General features: G+C 56.9%; 14 protein-coding genes. 6 read left to right on the forward strand and 8 right to left on the reverse strand.

Going from position 1 to position 18,180, the window contains the following annotated elements:
- Position 1 precedes the first annotated feature (1 nt).
- The 5 genes from carB to folA all read left to right on the forward strand — a co-directional run bounded on the left by carB (position 2) and on the right by folA (position 6,685).
- Positions 2-3,226, forward strand: a complete 3,225-nt coding sequence (carB, locus tag AB8846_RS11080; protein WP_063143319.1) for a carbamoyl-phosphate synthase large subunit — start codon at positions 2-4, stop codon at positions 3,224-3,226.
- Positions 3,227-3,365: 139 nt separating this feature from the next.
- Positions 3,366-3,599 (forward strand): YgdI/YgdR family lipoprotein, encoded by a 234-nt coding sequence (locus tag AB8846_RS11085; protein ID WP_023310357.1) that lies wholly within the window; start codon positions 3,366-3,368, stop codon positions 3,597-3,599.
- A gap of 103 nt (positions 3,600-3,702) precedes the next feature.
- The gene (kefF, locus tag AB8846_RS11090) at positions 3,703-4,233 is read left to right on the forward strand and encodes a glutathione-regulated potassium-efflux system oxidoreductase KefF (protein ID WP_024907429.1); all 531 of its coding nucleotides are present in this window, start codon (positions 3,703-3,705) and stop codon (positions 4,231-4,233) included.
- Positions 4,226-6,091: a glutathione-regulated potassium-efflux system protein KefC gene (gene kefC, locus AB8846_RS11095; protein ID WP_063143320.1), complete on the forward strand. Its 1,866-nt coding sequence runs from the start codon at positions 4,226-4,228 to the stop codon at positions 6,089-6,091. The genes kefF and kefC overlap by 8 nt, the downstream gene beginning before the upstream one ends.
- 114 nt (positions 6,092-6,205) lie before the next feature.
- Positions 6,206-6,685 carry a type 3 dihydrofolate reductase gene (gene folA, locus AB8846_RS11100; protein ID WP_008502023.1) on the forward strand — a complete coding sequence of 160 codons (480 nt, stop codon included), beginning with the start codon at positions 6,206-6,208 and terminating at the stop codon, positions 6,683-6,685.
- Between the two features lie 39 nt (positions 6,686-6,724).
- Here the strand turns inward: folA and apaH are convergent, their stop codons facing one another.
- The 6 genes from apaH to lptD are packed head-to-tail and all read right to left on the reverse strand — an operon-like array spanning position 6,725 to position 13,454.
- Complete coding sequence (apaH, locus tag AB8846_RS11105) at positions 6,725-7,573, reverse strand: bis(5'-nucleosyl)-tetraphosphatase (symmetrical) ApaH (protein WP_223562397.1); 849 nt, start codon at positions 7,571-7,573, stop codon at positions 6,725-6,727.
- 4 nt (positions 7,574-7,577) lie between these two features.
- The gene (apaG, locus tag AB8846_RS11110; RefSeq protein WP_023310361.1) at positions 7,578-7,955 is read right to left on the reverse strand and encodes a Co2+/Mg2+ efflux protein ApaG; all 378 of its coding nucleotides are present in this window, start codon (positions 7,953-7,955) and stop codon (positions 7,578-7,580) included.
- A 3-nt stretch (positions 7,956-7,958) separates the two neighbouring features.
- On the reverse strand, positions 7,959-8,780 hold the full coding sequence (gene rsmA / locus AB8846_RS11115) for a 16S rRNA (adenine(1518)-N(6)/adenine(1519)-N(6))-dimethyltransferase RsmA (RefSeq protein ID WP_023310362.1): 822 nt from the start codon (positions 8,778-8,780) through the stop codon (positions 7,959-7,961).
- Complete coding sequence (gene pdxA / locus AB8846_RS11120; protein ID WP_370732710.1) at positions 8,777-9,763, reverse strand: 4-hydroxythreonine-4-phosphate dehydrogenase PdxA; 987 nt, start codon at positions 9,761-9,763, stop codon at positions 8,777-8,779. Before pdxA ends, rsmA begins: the two co-directional genes overlap by 4 nt.
- Positions 9,763-11,049, reverse strand: coding sequence for a peptidylprolyl isomerase SurA (surA, locus tag AB8846_RS11125; protein WP_063143323.1), 1,287 nt, complete (start codon positions 11,047-11,049; stop codon positions 9,763-9,765). Before surA ends, pdxA begins: the two co-directional genes overlap by 1 nt.
- 53 nt (positions 11,050-11,102) lie before the next feature.
- The gene (gene lptD / locus AB8846_RS11130; protein WP_370732711.1) at positions 11,103-13,454 is read right to left on the reverse strand and encodes an LPS assembly protein LptD; all 2,352 of its coding nucleotides are present in this window, start codon (positions 13,452-13,454) and stop codon (positions 11,103-11,105) included.
- A gap of 239 nt (positions 13,455-13,693) precedes the next feature.
- On the opposite strand from lptD, the gene djlA reads away from it, so the two are divergent.
- Complete coding sequence (djlA, locus tag AB8846_RS11135) at positions 13,694-14,509, forward strand: co-chaperone DjlA (protein ID WP_063143325.1); 816 nt, start codon at positions 13,694-13,696, stop codon at positions 14,507-14,509.
- Positions 14,510-14,539: 30 nt separating this feature from the next.
- On the opposite strand, the gene rluA is transcribed toward djlA, so the two are convergent.
- Both rluA and rapA read right to left on the reverse strand, forming a co-directional pair.
- The gene (rluA, locus tag AB8846_RS11140) at positions 14,540-15,199 is read right to left on the reverse strand and encodes a bifunctional tRNA pseudouridine(32) synthase/23S rRNA pseudouridine(746) synthase RluA (RefSeq protein WP_370732712.1); all 660 of its coding nucleotides are present in this window, start codon (positions 15,197-15,199) and stop codon (positions 14,540-14,542) included.
- A gap of 12 nt (positions 15,200-15,211) precedes the next feature.
- On the reverse strand, positions 15,212-18,118 hold the full coding sequence (gene rapA, locus AB8846_RS11145; protein ID WP_370732713.1) for an RNA polymerase-associated protein RapA: 2,907 nt from the start codon (positions 18,116-18,118) through the stop codon (positions 15,212-15,214).
- Positions 18,119-18,180 lie beyond the last annotated feature (62 nt).

The following is an 18,180-nucleotide window of genomic DNA, read 5'->3' on the forward strand; positions in this document are numbered from 1 at the left end:
AATGCCAAAACGTACAGACATAAAAAGCATCCTGATCCTTGGCGCTGGCCCGATCGTCATCGGCCAGGCCTGCGAATTTGACTACTCCGGCGCGCAGGCATGTAAAGCCCTGCGTGAAGAGGGTTACCGCGTTATCCTGGTGAACTCTAACCCGGCGACCATCATGACCGACCCGGAAATGGCTGATGCAACCTACATCGAGCCGATTCACTGGGAAGTGGTGCGTAAAATCATCGAGAAAGAGCGTCCGGACGCGGTGCTGCCAACCATGGGCGGCCAGACGGCGCTGAACTGTGCGCTGGAGCTGGAGCGTCAGGGCGTGCTGGCCGAGTTCGGCGTGACCATGATTGGTGCGACCGCCGACGCGATTGATAAAGCAGAAGACCGTCGCCGCTTCGACGTGGCGATGAAGAAAATCGGCCTCGACACCGCGCGTTCCGGTATCGCACACAATATGGAAGAAGCGCTGGCCGTTGCGGCTGATGTGGGCTATCCGTGCATCATCCGTCCATCGTTCACCATGGGCGGCACCGGCGGCGGCATCGCCTACAACCGCGAAGAGTTCGAAGAGATTTGCGAACGCGGTCTGGATCTCTCCCCAACCAAAGAGCTGCTGATTGATGAATCGCTGATTGGCTGGAAAGAGTACGAGATGGAAGTGGTGCGTGATAAAAACGACAACTGCATCATCGTCTGCTCTATCGAAAACTTCGATGCGATGGGTATCCACACCGGTGACTCCATCACCGTTGCGCCAGCCCAGACCCTGACCGACAAAGAGTATCAAATCATGCGTAACGCCTCGATGGCGGTACTGCGTGAAATCGGCGTAGAAACCGGCGGCTCAAACGTGCAGTTCTCCGTGAACCCGAAAACCGGTCGCCTGATTGTTATCGAAATGAACCCGCGCGTGTCCCGTTCCTCCGCGCTGGCTTCCAAAGCGACCGGCTTCCCGATCGCCAAAGTGGCGGCGAAGCTGGCGGTAGGCTATACCCTCGACGAACTGATGAACGACATCACCGGTGGCCGCACGCCTGCGTCCTTCGAGCCGTCCATCGACTACGTTGTCACCAAAATTCCTCGCTTCAACTTCGAGAAATTCGCGGGCGCGAACGACCGTCTGACCACCCAGATGAAATCTGTCGGTGAAGTGATGGCGATTGGCCGCACGCAGCAGGAATCCCTGCAGAAAGCGCTGCGCGGCCTCGAAGTGGGCGCGACCGGCTTCGACCCGAAAGTGAGCCTGGACGACCCGGAAGCGCTGACGAAAATCCGCCGCGAGCTGAAAGACGCGGGCGCAGAGCGTATCTGGTACATCGCCGATGCCTTCCGCGCGGGCCTGTCCGTCGACGGCGTGTTCAACCTGACCAACATCGACCGCTGGTTCCTGGTGCAGATTGAAGAGCTGGTGCGTCTGGAAGAGCAGGTGGCTGAGCTGGGCATCACCGGCCTGGACGCTGACTTCCTGCGCGTGCTGAAGCGTAAAGGCTTCGCCGATGCGCGTCTGGCTAAGCTGGCGGGCGTGCGTGAAGCGGAAATCCGCAAGCTGCGCGACCAGTACGATCTGCACCCGGTCTACAAGCGCGTGGACACCTGTGCGGCTGAATTCTCGACCGACACCGCCTACATGTACTCCACCTATGAAGACGAGTGCGAAGCGAACCCGTCCGTCGACCGCGACAAGATTATGGTGCTGGGCGGCGGTCCAAACCGTATCGGCCAGGGCATCGAGTTCGACTACTGCTGCGTACACGCCTCCCTGGCGCTGCGTGAAGACGGTTACGAGACCATCATGGTCAACTGTAACCCGGAAACCGTATCGACCGACTACGACACCTCTGACCGCCTCTACTTCGAGCCGGTGACGCTGGAAGACGTGCTGGAAATCGTGCGCATCGAGAAGCCAAAAGGCGTTATCGTGCAGTACGGCGGCCAGACCCCGCTGAAGCTGGCGCGCGCGCTGGAAGCAGCAGGCGTGCCGGTTATCGGCACCAGCCCGGACGCGATTGACCGTGCGGAAGACCGCGAGCGTTTCCAGCAGGCGGTTGACCGTCTGAAGCTGAAACAGCCGGCGAACGCCACCGTCACCGCCATTGAGATGGCCGTTGAGAAGGCGAAAGAGATTGGCTACCCGCTGGTGGTGCGTCCTTCCTACGTGCTGGGCGGCCGCGCGATGGAAATCGTGTATGACGAAGTCGACCTGCGTCGCTACTTCCAGACCGCGGTAAGCGTCTCCAACGATGCGCCAGTGCTGCTCGACCGCTTCCTCGACGATGCGGTAGAAGTGGACGTTGACGCCATCTGCGACGGCGAAATGGTGCTGATTGGCGGCATCATGGAGCACATCGAGCAGGCGGGCGTACACTCCGGTGACTCAGCCTGTTCTCTGCCCGCGTACACCCTGAGCCAGGAAATTCAGGACGTGATGCGCCAGCAGGTGCAGAAGCTGGCCTTCGAGCTGCAGGTGCGCGGTCTGATGAACGTCCAGTTCGCGGTGAAAGACAACGAAGTCTACCTGATTGAAGTTAACCCGCGCGCGGCACGTACCGTACCGTTCGTCTCCAAAGCCACCGGCGTACCGCTGGCGAAAGTGGCGGCGCGCGTGATGGCAGGCCAGACGCTTGCGCAGCAGGGCGTGACCAAAGAGATCATTCCACCGTACTACTCGGTGAAAGAAGTGGTGCTGCCGTTCAACAAATTCCCGGGCGTTGACCCGCTGTTAGGGCCAGAAATGCGCTCTACCGGGGAAGTGATGGGCGTGGGCCGCACCTTCGCAGAAGCGTTCGCGAAGGCGCAGCTGGGCAGTAGCTCCACCATGAGAAAATCAGGCCGTGCGCTGCTCTCCGTTCGTGAAGGCGACAAAGAGCGCGTGGTTGACCTGGCCGCCAAGCTGCTGAAACAGGGCTTCGAGCTGGATGCGACCCACGGTACGGCGATTGTGCTGGGCGAAGCCGGTATCAACCCGCGTCTGGTGAACAAGGTGCATGAAGGTCGTCCGCACATTCAGGATCGTATCAAGAATGGCGAATACACCTACATCATCAACACCACCGCAGGCCGCCAGGCGATCGAAGACTCCAAGCTGATTCGCCGCAGCGCGTTGCAGTACAAAGTGCACTACGACACCACCCTGAACGGCGGTTTCGCAACGGCCATGGCGCTGAACGCGGATGCCACCGAGAAGGTGATTTCGGTGCAGGAAATGCACGCGCAGATTAGCAAGTAAGCAAAAATGCCCGGTGCCGTTCGGCTGCCGGGCATTCTCCCCATCTTCAGAACCTTCTGGTTTTTCATCCGCTTTCAGTCAGTTAACCTAAAATGGTTAGGTCGATAACGAAATTCAACTGAGAGCAGGGGAAAACACCATGCAAAATAAATTACTGATCGCTTCCGTTCTGGCTGCCACCACAATGTTTACCGTTGCGGGCTGTTCGTCTAATCAGGCCGTTAAAACCACCGATGGCAAAACCATTGTCACCGACGGTAAACCGCAGGTGGATGACGATACCGGTCTGGTGTCTTACAAAAACGCCGAAACCGGTCAAACCGAGCAGATCAACCGTGACCAGGTGAAATCCATGGGCGAGCTGGATAACTAATTCAGAATTCTGACGTAAGCCCGTCAATAATATTCACTATTAGCCTGTTGAATTACTGACTACACTCTTTTGTTAAAAGAGAGCAGTAACAACAGGCTAATCAATGATTCTGATAATTTATGCCCATCCTTATCCGCAGCACTCGCATGCGAATAAGCGGATGCTTGAGCAGGTAAGGACGCTTGATAACGTAGAGATACGTTCCCTCTATCAACTCTATCCCGATTTTAATATTGATATCGCCGCCGAACAGGAGGCGCTTTCCCGTGCCGATCTGATTATCTGGCAGCATCCCATGCAGTGGTACAGCACGCCCCCGCTCCTGAAACTGTGGATTGATAAAGTCTTCTCCCACGGCTGGGCGTATGGTCACAACGGCAATGCGCTAAAAGGAAAAAGCCTGATGTGGGCGGTCACCACCGGCGGAGGGGAAAGCCATTTTGATATCGGTTCCTTCCCGGGTTTTGACGTCCTGGCGCAGCCGCTGCAGGCGACTGCGCTCTATTGCGGTCTGAACTGGCTCCCGCCGTTTGCGATGCACTGCACGTTTGTTTGCGATGATGAAACGCTGCAGGCGCAGGCTCGCCATTATAAACAACGCTTACTTGAGTGGCAGGAGGCGCACCATGGATAGCCATACGCTGATTCAGGCGCTGATTTACCTCGGCGCGGCGGCGCTGATTGTGCCCGTGGCGGTACGCCTGGGGCTGGGCTCTGTTCTCGGCTACCTGATTGCGGGCTGCGTCATTGGGCCGTGGGGCTTTCGACTGGTCACGGATGCAGAGGCGATTCTCCATTTCGCTGAAATCGGCGTGGTGCTGATGCTGTTTGTGATTGGCCTGGAGCTCGACCCGCAGCGGTTGTGGAAGCTTCGCGCCTCGGTATTTGGTGGCGGGGCGCTGCAGATGGTGGCCTGCGGCCTGCTGCTGGGCGGGTTCTGCATCCTGTTGGGTATGGACTGGAAAGTGGCAGAGCTCATCGGGATGACGCTGGCGCTCTCTTCAACGGCCATTGCCATGCAGGCGATGAACGAGCGAAATCTGACGGTATCCCAGATGGGACGCAGCGCGTTCTCGGTGCTGCTGTTCCAGGACATTGCCGCTATCCCGCTGGTGGCGATGATCCCGCTGCTGGCGGCCAGCGGTTCCTCTACCACGCTGGGCGCTTTCGCGCTGTCGGCGCTGAAGGTGGCGGGCGCGCTGGCGCTGGTGGTGTTGCTTGGCCGCTACGTGACCCGCCCGCTGCTGCGGTTTGTTGCCCGCTCTGGCCTGCGCGAAGTGTTCAGCGCCGTGGCGCTGTTCCTGGTGTTTGGCTTCGGTCTGCTGCTGGAGGAAGCCGGGCTGTCGATGGCGATGGGGGCGTTCCTCGCAGGCGTTCTGCTGGCGAGTTCTGAATACCGTCACGCGCTGGAAAGCGATATCGAGCCGTTCAAAGGGCTGTTGCTGGGGCTGTTTTTCATCGGCGTCGGGATGTCCGTCGACTTCGGCACGCTGGTGACGCACCCGCTGCGGATCGTCATCCTGCTCGTTGGCTTCCTGGTCATTAAAATGGTGATGCTGTGGCTGATTGCGCGTCCACTGAACGTGCCGGGCAGGCAGCGTCGCTGGTTTGCCGTGCTGCTGGGGCAGGGGAGTGAGTTTGCGTTCGTGGTCTTTGGCGCCGCGCAGATGGCAAACGTGCTCGATCCCGAGTGGGCGAAAGCGCTGACGCTGGCGGTTGCACTGTCGATGGCGGCGACGCCTGTATTGCTGGTGGTGCTGACGCGCCTGGAAAAATCGGACAGCGAGCAGGAGCGCGAAGCCGATGAGATTGACGAGGAGCAGCCGCGCGTCATCATCGCCGGATTTGGTCGCTACGGGCAGATCGTGGGGCGTTTATTGCTCTCCAGCGGGGTGAAAATGGTCATCCTCGATCACGATCCCGACCATGTCGATACCCTGCGTAAATTCGATATGAAGGTGTTTTACGGGGATGCGACCCGTGTCGATCTGCTGGAATCCGCCGGGGCGGCAAAAGCCGAGGTATTGATTAACGCCATTGACGATCCGGAAACCAGCATGCAGATGGTGGAGCTGGTAAAAGAACATTTCCCGGCGCTGACTATTATCTCCCGTGCGCGCGATGTGGATCACTACATCCGGCTGCGGCAGGCGGGCGTAGACGCGCCGGAGCGCGAAACCTTCGAAGGTGCGCTGAAGTCTGGCCGCATGGCGCTGGAAAATCTGGGGCTCGGCGCGTATGAAGCGCGCGAACGGGCGGACCTGTTCCGCCGCTTTAATACCGAGATGGTTGAAGAGATGGCGGCGATGGCCGGCAGTACGGCCACCGAGCGCGCGGCGGTGTTTAAACGCACCAGCGCGATGCTGACGGAAATCATTAACGAGGACCGTAACCACCTGTCGCTTACCCAGCGCCATGGCTGGCAGGGTACGGAAGAGGGCAAGCATACCGGCGATCCGGCTGACGAACCCGAGAGTAAACCTTCCGCGTGAAGTGGAGTTGCCAGCAATAATAAAAAATTTCTTTATCTTTACCCTGCCGCCAGTCGACGAAAGATTAAGCTTTCCGTATAGTGGCGGCAATTTTTTGCATCCGGGAAATTTTCAATGATCAGTCTGATTGCAGCGCTGGCGGTGGACCGTGTTATCGGTATGGAAAATGCCATGCCGTGGAACCTGCCTGCCGATCTCGCATGGTTTAAACGTACTACGTTAAACAAGCCGGTAGTGATGGGCCGCCTGACCTGGGAGTCGATTGGTCGTCCATTGCCGGGCCGTAAGAATATCGTTATCAGCAGCCAGCCGGGCACTGACGATCGCGTCGAATGGGTAAAATCAGTAGACGAGGCGATTGCTGCGTGCGGCAATGCCGAAGAGATCATGGTGATTGGCGGTGGGCGCGTGTACGAGCAGTTCCTGCCAAAAGCGCAGAAGCTGTATCTGACCCATATTGATGCAGAAGTGGAAGGGGATACCCATTTCCCGGACTACGATCCGGACGAGTGGGAATCGGTATTCAGCGAATTCCACGACGCGGATGCACAGAACTCCCACAGCTACTGCTTCGAGATTCTGGAACGTCGTTAAGTCATTTTCCCTCTCCCGGCCGGGAGAGGGAATAACGTATCAGGAGGCGACGGCCTCACTTTCTCCTAAGTCCAGCTGTCGGTTGGACGGCTGCACAAAGTAAGCTTTATCTTCCCAGCGTAAGCAGGTTAAGTCTCCGCCCCAGCAGCATCCGGTATCCAGACCATAGATCCCTTCCGGTGTTCCTTTTCCTTCCAGTGCAGCCCAGTGACCAAAGACCACGCTGTACTCGCTGGTCACCGGCCCCGGAATGGCAAACCACGGTTTTAGCGGAGCGGGCGCGCTTTCCGGCGTCTCTTTCGAATACATGTCCAGCTGCCCGTTCGGGAAGCAGAAACGCATGCGGGTGAACGCGTTGGTGATAAAGCGCAGACGGGCCAGACCGCTGAGCTCCTCGCTCCAGTGGTTCGGCATATCGCCGTACATGGCATCGAGGAAGAAAGGATAGGAGTCGCTCGCCAGCACCGCCTCAACGTCACGCGCGCAGGTTTTCGCCGTCTCAAGATCCCATTGTGGGGTGATCCCGGCATGCGCCATGACCAGCTTCTTCTCTTCGTCGATCTGCAGAAGGGGCTGACGGCGCAGCCAGTTAATCAGATCGTCCGCGTCCGGCGCATCCAGCAGTGGGGTGAGGCGATCTTTAGGTTTGTTGCGGCTGATCCCGGCGAAAACCGCCAGCAGATGCAGATCGTGATTGCCCAGCACCATGCGCACGCTGTCGCCCAGCGATTTGACGAAACGTAATACTTCAAGGGAGCCGGGGCCACGCGCGACTAAATCGCCCGTCAGCCAGAGCGTGTCCTGTCCTGGCGTGAAGTCGACCTGTTTTAACAATGCGATCAGTTCATCGTAGCAACCGTGAACGTCGCCAATCAGATATGTAGACATTAGATTAATGAATGAGTGTGGTTACGGCGAGACGGAACACAGGAATGGCAACGCGGAAATCATTGCCATCGACGTCGACCATTTCATAATGGCCTTGCATGGTACCCATCGGCGTTTCAATCACCGCGCCGCTGGTGTACTGGTACTCTTCGCCAGGGGCGATATGGGGCTGCTCACCGACCACACCTTCGCCCTGAACTTCGATTTCGCGGCCATTGCCGTTAGTGATAAGCCAGTAGCGCCCGCGCAGCTGCACGGGCATCCGCCCCAGATTGCGAATGGTCACGGTGTAAGCGAAAACAAAACGTTCTTCGTCCGGGGAGGACTGCGATTCAACATAGACGCTTTGTACATGGACACATACGCGGGGCGAATCAATCATGGCTTAACTCTCCTTCGGCGGCGCATTATCGCTGATGTAATTAGCCAGCTTGCAGTACTGCTCTACGGAAATATTCTCCGCACGCATTGCCGGGTCGATCCCCAGCTCGGCTAACACCTCAACGGTAAACGAATTGCTCAGGCTGTTACGGATCGTTTTACGGCGCTGGTTAAAGGCTTCTGTGGTAATGCGGCTCAGTACGCGCAGATCTTTAACCGGATACGGTTTCGTTTTGTGCGGCACAAGGCGCACAACCGCTGAATCCACTTTCGGTGGTGGTGTGAACGCTGACGGCGGTACTTCGAGTACCGGGATCACGTTGCAGTAATACTGTGCCATCACGCTTAAACGACCATACGCTTTACTGTTCGGGCCTGCAACCAGACGGTTAACAACCTCTTTTTGCAACATGAAGTGCATGTCGGCAATGGCATCAGTATAGCTAAAGAGGTGGAACATGAGCGGCGTGGAGATGTTGTACGGCAGGTTGCCGAACACGCGCAGCGGCTGGCCCATTTTTTCCGACAGTTCGCCAAAGTTCATGGTCATGGCGTCCTGCTGATAGATGGTCAGCTTCGGCCCGAGGAACGGGTGCGTTTGCAGGCGAGCGGCCAGATCGCGGTCCAGTTCGATGACGGTCAGCTCGTCGAGGCGTTCGCCTACCGGTTCGGTCAGCGCGGCAAGGCCCGGGCCGATTTCGACCATAGCCTGACCTTTTTGCGGATTAATAGCCGAGACAATACTTTCGATCACGAACTGATCGTTAAGGAAGTTTTGCCCGAAACGTTTGCGGGCTAAGTGGCCCTGATGGACTCTATTAGTCATTGAGTATTAACAATCATTTTGATGGCGAGATTAAGCGCCGTAATAAAACTGCCGACATCCGCTTTCCCCTGGCCTGCCAGATCCAGCGCAGTACCGTGGTCAACGGACGTTCGAATAAAGGGTAAACCGAGGGTGATATTCACCCCGCGGCCAAAGCCCTGGTATTTTAGCACGGGCAGGCCCTGATCGTGGTACATCGCGAGCACGGCGTCGGCATTATCCAGGTATTTCGGCTGGAAAAGGGTATCCGCAGGCAGCGGCCCGCTGAGGTTCATCCCTTTCGCGCGCATTTCGTTGAGCACCGGAATGATGGTGTCGATCTCTTCGGTGCCCATATGACCGCCTTCTCCGGCGTGCGGATTCAGGCCGCAGACCAGCACGTGCGGCTGCGCGATCCCAAATTTTGTCTGTAGATCGTGGTGCAAAATCCCGATGATCTCGCGCAGGAGTTCAGGGGTGATCGCATCAGGAATGGCTTTGATCGGCAGATGGGTTGTCACCAGCGCAACGCGCATCTCCTCCGTCGCCAGCATCATCACCACTTTCGGGCTGTGCGAGCGCGCTTCGAAGAACTCCGTGTGCCCGGTAAACGGTATGCCCGCTTCGTTAATGACGCCTTTGTGGACGGGGCCGGTAATCAGGGCGGCAAATTCGCCCTTCAGGCAACCGTCGCAGGCGCGCGCCAGGGTTTCAACGACATAGTGGCCGTTTTCCGTGCTGAGCTGGCCCGGGATGACCGGCGTACGAAGGGGAACTGAAAGAAGGGTGAGCGTACCGGCTTGCTGCGGTGCAGGCTTTTGGCCTTCAACGTAAGGGATGAGCGTTAAAGGCAGACCGAGCAGCGTTGCCCGGTCTTGTAACAGTGTTGCATCGGCGCAGACAACCAGTTCTACCGGCCAGCTGCGCTGGGCGAGCTGGACAACGAGGTCAGGCCCAATCCCGGCGGGTTCGCCGGGCGTGATAACAACACGATGCTGTTTCATTAGTTGCTCAGAACTTTCACGTAAGCACTGGCGCGTTGTTCCTGCATCCAGGTTGCTGCTTCTTCTGAGAACTTACGGTTAAACAGCATACGGTAGGCTCTGTCTTTCTGTGCCGCATCCGTTTTATCAACGTTACGGGTGTCCATCAGCTCGATCAGATGCCAGCCAAACGAAGAGTGGACCGGCGTGCTGATCTGGCCTTTGTTCAGCTTCATCAACGCGTCACGGAAGGCAGGATCGTAAATATCCGCAGCTGCCCAGCCCAGATCGCCGCCCTGGTTAGCAGAGCCTGGATCCTGAGAGAACTCTTTTGCGGCCTTCGCAAACGAGGTTTTACCGCTCTTAATATCTGCTGCGATCTGTTCAAGCTTCGCACGCGCCTGATCGTCAGTCATGATCGGTGACGGTTTCAGAAGAATGTGGCGAGCGTGAACTTCGGTGACGGAGATATTTTGGCTCTGGCCGCGGAGATCGTTCACCTTCAGAATGTGGAAGCCCACGCCTGAACGGATAGGACCAACGATATCCCCTTTCTTCGCCGTGCTCAGCGCCTGAGCAAAGATGGATGGCAGCTCCTGAATACGTCCCCAGCCCATCTGGCCGCCTTTCAGCGCCTGTTGGTCAGCGGAGTAGGTGATTGCCAGCTTGCCAAAGTCGCCGCCGTTACGCGCCTGTTCAACAATAGAACGCGCCTGGCTTTCTGCTTCCGCAGCCTGATCGGACGTTGGGTTCTCTGGCAGTGGGATCAGGATGTGGCTCAGGTTCAGCTCTGTGCTCGCATCGTTCTGGTTACCCACCTGTTTTGCCAGCGCGTCCACTTCCTGAGGCAGGATGGTGACGCGGCGACGTACTTCGTTGTTACGCACTTCCGAAATCAGCATCTCTTTACGGATCTGGTTACGGTAGGTGGCGTAGCTGATGCCGTCATAGGCCAGACGGCTGCGCATCTGATCTAAAGACATATTGTTCTGCTTCGCGATGTTAGCGATCGCCTGATCGAGCTGCTCGTCAGTGACCTTCACACCCATTTTCTGCCCCATCTGCAGAACGATCTGATCCATGATCAGACGCTCCAGGATCTGGTGGCGCAGCGTGGCGTCATCCGGGAGCTGTTGACCGGCTTCGCCCGAATTGAGCTTCACCGATTTCATCAGACCGTCAACGTCACTTTCAAGCACGACGCCGTTGTTAACCACAGCAGCGACTTTATCAACAACCTGGGGGGCCGCGAAGCTGGTATTCGCAACCATAGCGACACCGAGCAGCAGCGTTTTCCAGTTCTTCATACTTTTTCCATTTCAATTAACCGCAAAGCGGATTACGTTGCAAATCAAGCACATTACAAGGCGCTACGGTACGGCAGAATATTCGAGCGCAGCATTTTCTGCGTACCCAGACCGTAGTTGGAACTCAGGCCGCGTAACTCGAAGTTAAAGCCAATCACGTTATCGTATTTGCTCTGATTGTTTTGAGTATCCCAGCCGTTAAGTTTGCGTTCGTAGCCGACACGCAGCGCGTAACAGCAGGAGTTATATTGCAGACCCACCATCTGGTCAGCAGCTTTATTGGCGTTAGTGTCAAAGTAGTAAGCGCCTACGATTGACCACCGGTCGGCGATTGGCCAACTTGCTGCACCACCCACCTGCGAAATACCGTCTTTATAGCGTTCTGAGCCAGCATAAGATGGCAATGTTGCCTGAATATATTCCGGGCTGGCGTAACGATACGTCAACTGCACCATACGGTCTTCATCACGGCGGTACTCAATAGCAGCGCTACTTGTCGCAATATTATCGAGTCGAGTGTCATATTGCACACCACCGCGCAGACCCCAGCGGTCAGTCATACGCCAGTAAGTATCTCCCGCCCAAACCAGCGATCCCGTTTTGTTATCTTTCTCCCAGTTAATGTTGTCATCACCGGTGCGTGACTCGGTGAAATAGTAGATTTGACCAACAGAAACGTTAAAACGTTCAACGGCGGCATCATCATAAACACGGGTTGTGACGCCGGTCGTTAACTGGTTAGCGGATGCGATGCGGTCAAGACCGCCGTAAGTACGGTCACGGAACAGGCCGCTGTAGTCAGACTGGAGTAAAGAAGAGTCGTAGTTCTGAATCTTGCTCTGATCGCGGTACGGCACGTACAGATACTGCATACGTGGTTCGAGCGTCTGGGTATAACCATCCGCCAACAGGGCCATATCACGCTCGAAGATGAGCTTGCCGTCCATTTTGAACTGCGGGAGCGTGCGGTTGACCGACTCTGCCAGATGCGTATTGTTTGTTGCGTTGTAGTTATCAACATTTTTTTGCTGATAGTGTGTCGCCATCAGCTTGGCTTCGGTATTCAGGCTTGCCCAGTCGTTAGACCATGGCAGATTGACCGTCGGCTCAAGGTGAACTCGCGTGGCTTCAGGCATGTCCGAATCCGTGTTAACGAAATGCACCGCCTGAGCGTAGACGTGAGTGTCGAATGGACCCACATCGTTCTGATACCAGTTAACGTCCAGCTGTGGCTCTGCGCCATACGTAGGCGTGGACTGGTCAGAAAATACCTGGAATTGCTTGGTCGAGACGGTCGCGTCAAAGTTCTGTACCGCATAGCCTACGCTGAATTTCTGCGTGGCATAGCCATCGGTACTCGAGCCGTATTTGGACGAGAAGTCATTAAAATAAGACGAATCGCTAACTTTGGTGTAGTCAACATTAAAGCGCCACACCTGATCCATCACCCCGGCATGCTGCCAGTAGAATAACCAGCGGTGTTTATCGCCTTCGGTCGGATGCTCGTCCCGGAAGACTTTATCTGACGGCAGATAGTCCAGCTCCATCAGACCCGCACCGGCGTGGGTCAGATAGCGGAACTCGTTCTCCCACATGATGTTGCCGCGCTTGTGGATATAGTGCGGCGTAATCGTCGCATCCATGTTTGGCGCGATGTTCCAGTAATACGGCAGGTAGAACTCAAAGTAGTTCGACGTGCTGTATTTGGCATTCGGGATCAGGAAACCGGAGCGACGTTTGTCACCCACGGGAAGCTGCAGATAAGGGCTGTAAAATATCGGCACCGGACCCAGCTTGAAGCGGGCGTTCCAGATCTCTGCGACCTGTTCTTCGCGGTCATGGATAACCTCGCTCCCGACCACGCTCCAGGTATTTGAACCCGGCAGACATGACGTGAACGTACCGTTTTCCAGGATCGTATAGCGGTTTTCACCGCGCTGTTTCATCAGGTCTGCGTCACCGCGCCCCTGGCGACCCACCATCTGGTAATCACCTTTCCAGACGTTAGTATCTTTGGTATTCAGGTTTGACCAGGCTTTCGGACCTTTCAGGATGACCTGATTGTCGTCATAGTGCACATTACCCAGCGCATCCACCGTTCGTACCGGCTCGGCCGCACCTTCCGGCTGCTTCTGGTGTAACTGCACTTCATCTGCCTGCAGGCGGCTATTGCCCTGGTTAATATCAACATTGCCCGTAAACGTGGCATTGTCAGGGTAAGTCCCTTTCGAACTGTCGGCAGTAATGGTTACCGGCAAGCTATTTGTATCGCCACTCACCAGTGGGCGATTATAACTTGGGACGCCAAGCATACATTGCGAGGCGAGATCGGCCGCCAGCCCCTGTTGACTGTACAGGGCGGTGCCAATCATTGTGGCCAGGAGGGTGGGGATACGTTTTTTCATACGTTGTATTTTATTGTTCCGTCATCAGTGGCTACGGCTTATAAACGCTCAGAGACTATCTTACTCATCTGCGCAGTACCAGCGTTAATCCTGCCCGTTTGCGTGCCAGAGTGTTAGGCTCGCTATCGAATGACGAGTATGATAAAGCAAATTATAGGCGATGTCCTTCAATTGACCGTGACTTGAACACAGTGATGATGACGTTGCGTCGGCCAGGAATATGACTATCCGGGGAGTATATGCAGTATTGGGGTAAAATAATCGGCGTTGTGTTCGCCATCATCATGGGAGCCGGGTTCTGGGGGATTGTGCTTGGGCTTATTATCGGCCATATGTTTGATAAGGCGCGCAGCCGCAAAATGGCCTGGTTTGCCAATCAGCGCGAGCGTCAGTCACTCTTTTTCTCCACCACCTTTGAGGTCATGGGGCATTTAACCAAATCCAAAGGGCGTGTCACAGAAGCCGATATTCAGATTGCCAGCGTTTTTATGGATCGCATGAACCTTCACGGTGACTCCCGTCTGGCAGCACAAAACGCGTTTCGCATCGGTAAAGCGGATAATTATCCGCTTCGCGAAAAAATGCGTCAGTTCCGCAGCATCTGTTTTGGACGTTTTGATTTAATTCGGATGTTTCTGGAAATTCAAATCCAGGCGGCCTTCGCCGACGGTTCGCTTCACCCTAATGAACGCGATGTACTGTACGTCATTGCGGAAGAGCTGGGCATCTCCCGTATGCAGTTCGACCAGTTCCTGCGCATGATGCAGGGCGGGGCGCAGTTTGGCGGCGGCTATCACCAGCAGTCGTCCGGCGGAGCCTGGCAGCAGGCGCAGCGTGGGCCGACGCTGGAAGATGCCTGCAACGTGCTTGGCGTAAAGCCCTCTGACGATCAGACCACGATTAAACGTGCCTACCGTAAGCTTATGAGCGAGCATCATCCGGACAAACTGGTCGCGAAAGGCTTGCCGCCGGAAATGATGGAGATGGCGAAGCAAAAAGCGCAGGAAATCCAGAAGGCTTACGAGCTCATTAAAGAGAAGAAAGGTTTCAAATAAGAAAAAGCCCGACGGTGTCGGGCTTTTTTTTTAGAAGTCCACCGGGGCTTTAAACGTCATCGCGTTACCAAAGGCCGGATGGGTGATGGTGAGCGTCTGCGCGTGCAGCTGCAGGCGTGGCGCTAAGGCCAGCGCTTCAGGCGGCGCGTAAAAGCGGTCGCCCAGAATCGGATGACCCAGGGCAAGCATATGCACGCGCAGCTGGTGTGAACGTCCGGTAATCGGCTTAAGCAGGACGCGCGCGGTATTATCCGGCGCGTACTCCAGCACTTCATACTCGGTCTGCGCGGCCTTGCCGGTTTCATAACACACCTTCTGCTTTGGCCGGTTCGGCCAGTCGCAGATCAGCGGTAAATCCACCAGCCCTTCCGCCTGCACGGGGTGGCCCCAGATGCGGGCGACATACTGCTTTTTCGGCTCGCGCTCGCGGAACTGGCGCTTTAACTCGCGTTCCGCCGCTTTATTCAGCGCCACCACAATCACGCCGCTGGTGGCCATATCCAGGCGATGGACGGACTCCGCCTGCGGATAATCGCGCTGGATACGCGTCATCACGCTGTCTTTGTGCTCATCCAGGCGCCCCGGCACGGACAACAGGCCGCTGGGCTTGTTGACCACCATAATGTGTTCATCCTGATACAGAACGACCAGCCAGGGATCCTGCGGCGGATTGTAAGGCTCCATCACCATCTTGCGCTCCGTTTACTGATGCGTCACAACGATAAGACGCAGGGCATCCAGACGCCAGCTCGCCTGATTCAGGCTTTCCAGCACCTGCTGACGGTTGCTCTCAATCGCCGCCAGCTCGTCGTCACGGATGTTCGGGTTGACTGCTTTTAACGCTTCCAGACGGGACAGCTCCGCAGACAGTTTCTCGTCGGCTTCGCTGCGCGCGGCGTCAATCAGCGTTCTGGCCGCTTTTTCAATCTGGGTTTCGCCCAGTTGCAGAATGGCGTGCACGTCCTGCTGTACCGCGTTTACCAGCTTGCTGCCCGTATGGCGGTTTACCGCGCTCAGCTGTCGGTTGAAGCTCTCGAATTCAACCTGTCCCGCCAGGTTCGTGCCGTTTTTGTCCAGCAGCAGGCGGATAGGCGTTGGCGGCAGGAAGCGGGTGAGCTGCAGCTGTTTCGGCGCCTGCGCTTCCACAACGTAGATCAGCTCCACCAGCAGGGTACCCACCGGCAGCGCCTTGTTTTTCAACAGGGAGATGGTGCTGCTGCCGGTATCGCCGGACAGGATCAGATCCAGACCGTTGCGGATCAGCGGGTGTTCCCAGGTGATAAACTGGGCGTCTTCGCGGGACAGCGCCACATCACGTTCGAAGGTGATGGTACAGCCATCTTCCGGCAGGCCCGGGAAATCCGGAACCAGCATGTGATCGGACGGGGTCAGGACAATCAGATTCTCGCCACGGTCGTCCTGGTTGATGCCGACGATGTCGAACAGGTTCATGGAGAAGCCGATCAGACTGGTGTCATCATCTTGTTCTTCAATGCTTTCGGCAAGCGCCTGCGCTTTTTCACCGCCGTTGGAGTGGATCTCCAGCAGACGGTCACGGCCCTGCTCCAGCTGCGCTTTCAGCGCGTCGTGCTGCTCACGGCAGGACTTGATCAGCTCATCAAACCCTTCCGCGTTTTCCGGCGCGGCCAGGTAGCCGATCAGATCGCCATGCACCCGATCGTAAATGGTGCGGCCCGTTGGGCAGGTATGTTCAAACGCGTCCAGACCTTCGTGGAACCAGCGTACCAGCACGGACTGCGCGGTTTTTTCCAGATACGGCACGTGGATCTGAATATCATGCGCCTGACCGATACGATCCAGACGGCCAATGCGCTGCTCCAGCAGATCCGGGTTAAACGGCAGATCGAACATCACCAGGTTGCTGGCGAACTGGAAGTTACGGCCTTCAGAGCCGATTTCCGAGCACAGCAGAACCTGTGCGCCGCTGTCCTCTTCCCCGAACCACGCCGCGGCGCGGTCGCGCTCGACGATGGACATGCCTTCGTGGAACACGGCGGCACGAATACCTTCGCGCTCGCGCAGGACCTGCTCCAGCTGCAGCGCGGTGGCCGCTTTGGCGCAGATCACCAGCACTTTCTGGGAGCGGTGCGCGGTCAGGTAGCCCATCAGCCACTCCACGCGCGGATCGAAGTTCCACCAGGTGCCGGTATCGCCTTCAAATTCCTGGTAGATTTGTTCCGGATAAAGCATGTCGCGAGCGCGCTCTTCCTGGGTTTTGCGCGCACCCATAATGCCGGAGACTTTAATCGCCGTCTGATACTGCGTTGGCAGCGGCAGCTTGATGGTGTGCAGCTCGCGTTTCGGGAAGCCTTTGACGCCGTTACGGGTGTTTCGGAACAGCACGCGGCTGGTGCCGTGGCGGTCCATCAGCATGTCGATCAGCTCTTTACGCGCGGATTCCGCGTTGTCGCTCTCGCTGTTCGCCGCCTGCAAAAGCGGCTCGATATCCTGCTCGCCAATCAGATCGCTCAGCGTGTTGAGTTCGTCGTTTGAAAGACGCTTGCCCGCCAGCAGCATGGCGACGGCATCCGCGACCGGACGGTAGTTATTCTGTTCTTCCACGAACTGCTCGAAGTCGTGGAAACGGTTTGGATCGAGCAGGCGCAAGCGGGCGAAGTGGCTTTCCAGACCCAGCTGCTCCGGCGTTGCGGTCAGCAGCAGGACGCCAGGGACGCGCTCGGCAAGCTGCTCGATAGCCATGTATTCGCGGCTCGGCGCGTCTTCGCTCCAGACAAGATGGTGCGCTTCGTCAACGACCATAATGTCCCACTCGGCATCGCACAGGTGCTCAAGACGCTGCTTGCTGCGGCGCACGAAGTCCAGGGAGCAAATGACCAGCTGTTCGGTTTCAAACGGGTTGTCGGTATCGTGCTGCGCTTCGGCATAACGTTCGTCATCGAACAGAGAGAAACGCAGGTTAAAGCGGCGCAGCATCTCAACCAGCCACTGGTGCTGCAGGGTTTCTGGCACCACAATCAGCACGCGTTCGGCAGCCCCGGAAAGCAGCTGTTGATGCAGGATCATACCCGCTTCGATGGTTTTACCCAGGCCCACTTCATCTGCCAGCAGCACGCGCGGCGCGTGACGACGGCCCACGTCATGGGCGATGTTCAGCTGGTGAGGGATCAGGCTGGTGCGCTGGCCGCGCAGGCCGCTCCACGGCATGCGGTACTGTTCACTCTGGAACTTGCGCGCGCGATAGCGCAGGGAGAAGCGATCCATACGGTCGATTTGCCCGGCAAACAGGCGGTCCTGCGGCTTACTGAACACCAGCTTGCTGTCGAGCAGCACTTCACGCAGGATGACATTGGCCTCGTCGGTGTCCAGGCGAGTCCCGATGTAGGCGAGCAGTCCATTCTCTTCTTTTACGTCTTCAATCTTGAGCTGCCAGCCGTCATGGCTGGTCACGGTGTCACCCGGATTAAACATCACGCGGGTTACAGGGGAGTCATTGCGAGCGTAAAGACGGTTTTCACCGGTGGCCGGGAAGAGGAGGGTAACCATACGCGTATCGATTGCTACGACGGTTCCTAATCCAAGTTCGCTTTCTGTATCGCTGATCCAGCGTTGACCAAGTGTAAAAGGCATAGTTGTTCGGCTCTAATCTTTAATTGCAGGCAATAGTTCGACCCCCGTCAAAAAAGACGGTC

Origin of the sequence: Enterobacter sp. KB-221C9, from assembly GCF_041320715.1 — a bacterium.
Lineage (GTDB): Bacteria > Pseudomonadota > Gammaproteobacteria > Enterobacterales > Enterobacteriaceae > Enterobacter > Enterobacter asburiae_D.

Coding starts and splice junctions, on each gene's coding strand:
- carB (WP_063143319.1), top strand. CDS start 2: ATGCCAAAACGTACAGACATAAAAAGCATCCTGATCCTTGGCGCTGGC.
- AB8846_RS11085 (WP_023310357.1), top strand. CDS start 3,366: ATGCAAAATAAATTACTGATCGCTTCCGTTCTGGCTGCCACCACAATG.
- kefF (WP_024907429.1), top strand. CDS start 3,703: ATGATTCTGATAATTTATGCCCATCCTTATCCGCAGCACTCGCATGCG.
- kefC (WP_063143320.1), top strand. CDS start 4,226: ATGGATAGCCATACGCTGATTCAGGCGCTGATTTACCTCGGCGCGGCG.
- folA (WP_008502023.1), top strand. CDS start 6,206: ATGATCAGTCTGATTGCAGCGCTGGCGGTGGACCGTGTTATCGGTATG.
- apaH (WP_223562397.1), bottom strand. CDS start 7,573: ATGTCTACATATCTGATTGGCGACGTTCACGGTTGCTACGATGAACTG.
- apaG (WP_023310361.1), bottom strand. CDS start 7,955: ATGATTGATTCGCCCCGCGTATGTGTCCATGTACAAAGCGTCTATGTT.
- rsmA (WP_023310362.1), bottom strand. CDS start 8,780: ATGACTAATAGAGTCCATCAGGGCCACTTAGCCCGCAAACGTTTCGGG.
- pdxA (WP_370732710.1), bottom strand. CDS start 9,763: ATGAAACAGCATCGTGTTGTTATCACGCCCGGCGAACCCGCCGGGATT.
- surA (WP_063143323.1), bottom strand. CDS start 11,049: ATGAAGAACTGGAAAACGCTGCTGCTCGGTGTCGCTATGGTTGCGAAT.
- lptD (WP_370732711.1), bottom strand. CDS start 13,454: ATGAAAAAACGTATCCCCACCCTCCTGGCCACAATGATTGGCACCGCC.
- djlA (WP_063143325.1), top strand. CDS start 13,694: ATGCAGTATTGGGGTAAAATAATCGGCGTTGTGTTCGCCATCATCATG.
- rluA (WP_370732712.1), bottom strand. CDS start 15,199: ATGGTGATGGAGCCTTACAATCCGCCGCAGGATCCCTGGCTGGTCGTT.
- rapA (WP_370732713.1), bottom strand. CDS start 18,118: ATGCCTTTTACACTTGGTCAACGCTGGATCAGCGATACAGAAAGCGAA.